Genomic DNA, 2121 nt, shown 5'->3' with positions numbered 1-2121 from the left:
CCAACAGTAACGACATTCAATACAGTGGTACGTTAATTGCGTTGCCGTGCACCGTTGACCCGATTTATGAGAACTTTGGGGTTGATTTTGGGGGCAACATTAATACCAAGGATTTGGTGGATGGGCAACGCCGTTACAGCAAGGAAGACATCCTGTTTCATTTAACGGATTGTGACACTTCGTTGGGGAGCGCTATCTCGGCGAGATTCAGCGGTGCGTCGACCACGGCAAATGGGTTATTGAACGTGGATGCGGGGAGTCAGGCTAGTGGGATTGCGGTGGGACTGGAAACCCCGAGTGGGGTGGCCTTGCCGATAAACGGTGCCCCGGTGGGGCCGGTGATGCCGATAACGGACGGTGAGATGACGATCCGGGTCAGGTCGTACTTGCAGGCGGTGGAAGGGGCGACGGTAGAGACGATGACGCCGGGCTTTTTTACGGCGACGCTGACGTATACCTTGGTGTATCAATAGGACAATGACGTAATGTTTATCTCCTTATAGAACTGAGTCCAAAACGATATTTTGGGTTAAAATTAAACGGAAACTCTCCGGCAAACGCATGACGTGGAGAAATCAGATATATGAAAAATATACTCAATGACGGAGCAAAGTCGTTAGGGTTCGGCTTGATATTGCTCACTCTCGCCTTTAAAGCACATAGTTCCTCTACGATGAGGGAGAGGAGTGGCTATCCCATAAATACGACGATTGCAGTCTCAGCGGCAACAACGTTTCAAGCTATGGATAGTCAAAGCTACACTTCAACAATCACGAGTGGTCAATATCCAAGCTGTACTCTCGGTGGTAATTATCCTCAAACGTGCACGTTTTCTAGTACGTATTATAACATTGATTATCAAGTATGGTTTCCCGGAGCACCGGAAGGAAAGCCCTTTTCTTTTGTGAACTCAAGTTTGAATCAATGTTCATTTATTGCCCTTGCTGGAAATAGTAATGCCGATGGTTGGACTGGAAAGTCCATGAATGCTGACTCTGCTAACATGATGGGTAGTGCAGGGATGCTATACAATAATATACCTTTCGTAGTGAACAAGAAATGTTCTGAAGTAACGCGAGCGGATATAGGTATTATATCTGGCCAAATGAGCGGTTGGGGGTTTAGAGGTGTAAATGGAAGTGGATGGGTAGGTTCATGTGGCAATCCGTGTGTATTTGGTAATCCTGTGGTGATGATGGTCGCTGTCGTACCTGGATTTTCAGGTGATCCAACTAAGGCTGTGACTTCGGTTAGGGTGGATTCAGGAAGCGATGTGAATACACCAACCCAACCGGTGTCTTGTATTCTTTCAGGTAACTTACAGATTGATCATGGAACCCTTAGTGCGGATAATATTAATGGAAATAGTTCAAGCTCGAACCTCTCGATAAATTGTAGCGCCTCCACTAGTGCTATCGCTACAGTTGTATCTACTACGGGTAATAATAAGGTGGATATGGGGGGAGGGATCGTAAGTACAATTACGACAATTCCCTCGACAGTTACGGTGTCTGCTGGTGCTCCATCTTCCATGGTCTTGTCAAGTAAGTTAAATTCCACTGGAAATCCTGTTGGCGGTGACTATTCGGGGTCAGCCACATTGATAATGACCTATCGTTAATAGTACTTTCATAATCGCTGGAGGGGTGATGATCATTAATTGTTGCTTGTTGCAGATAATAAATTAGTTTATTTTTTACTCAAAGTTCATTGGGTATTTCTCACTTAGGTAATTTTTGCAACAAGCCCCTTATCTTCGATGAGATTAACGGGCTTGTTGCAAATAATAAATTTGCGTATTTTTTGCTCAAGGCCAATGGCGTCTTTCACGCTAAAACCGTCTCCACATTGAATAAGCGATTCATAAAGGCAGATCGCTCCCGTACACGAAACTCAGGTTCATCACGACGTAACCATTCATCAAATTGACCCTTATTCAGTTTTCGCAAAGTTTCAAATCCTTGGATTGTCGACCAAGCCCGCTTAGCGATTTTGAAACCGCCGGTGGCAACAATTAACTTTTTAATCGGTGCATGATCGGATTCTATTCGATTATTGAGGGTTTTGATTTGCCGTTTGCGTATTACCATGAAGGAGATCGGTGAGTAACGCTGTTTTTCG

At 44.8% G+C, this 2121-nt stretch carries 3 protein-coding genes; 2 read left to right on the top strand and 1 reads right to left on the bottom strand.

Translation table 11 applies throughout. The features are described 5' to 3' along the window. Together PR833_RS05830 and PR833_RS05825 are read left to right on the top strand one after the other, a co-directional pair. Nucleotides 1–473, top strand: a 473-nt coding sequence (locus PR833_RS05830; RefSeq protein ID WP_272525962.1) for a fimbrial protein, incomplete at its 5' end; no start/stop codon positions are given. Between the two features lie 632 nt (nucleotides 474–1105). Then, on the top strand, nucleotides 1106–1621 hold the full coding sequence (locus tag PR833_RS05825; protein WP_272525961.1) for an MrpH family fimbial adhesin: 516 nt from the start codon (nucleotides 1106–1108) through the stop codon (nucleotides 1619–1621). Between the two features lie 205 nt (nucleotides 1622–1826). Here PR833_RS05825 and PR833_RS05820 read toward each other — a convergent pair. Beyond that, nucleotides 1827–2121 (bottom strand): DDE-type integrase/transposase/recombinase (locus tag PR833_RS05820; protein ID WP_272525960.1); only part of this gene is annotated, 295 nt, incomplete at its 5' end.

The organism is Providencia sp. PROV189, assembly GCF_028480065.1.
Taxonomy (GTDB): domain Bacteria; phylum Pseudomonadota; class Gammaproteobacteria; order Enterobacterales; family Enterobacteriaceae; genus Providencia; species Providencia stuartii.
Note: the sequence above shows the minus strand (reverse complement) of the source record. Positions and strands in the feature narration are given on the sequence as shown.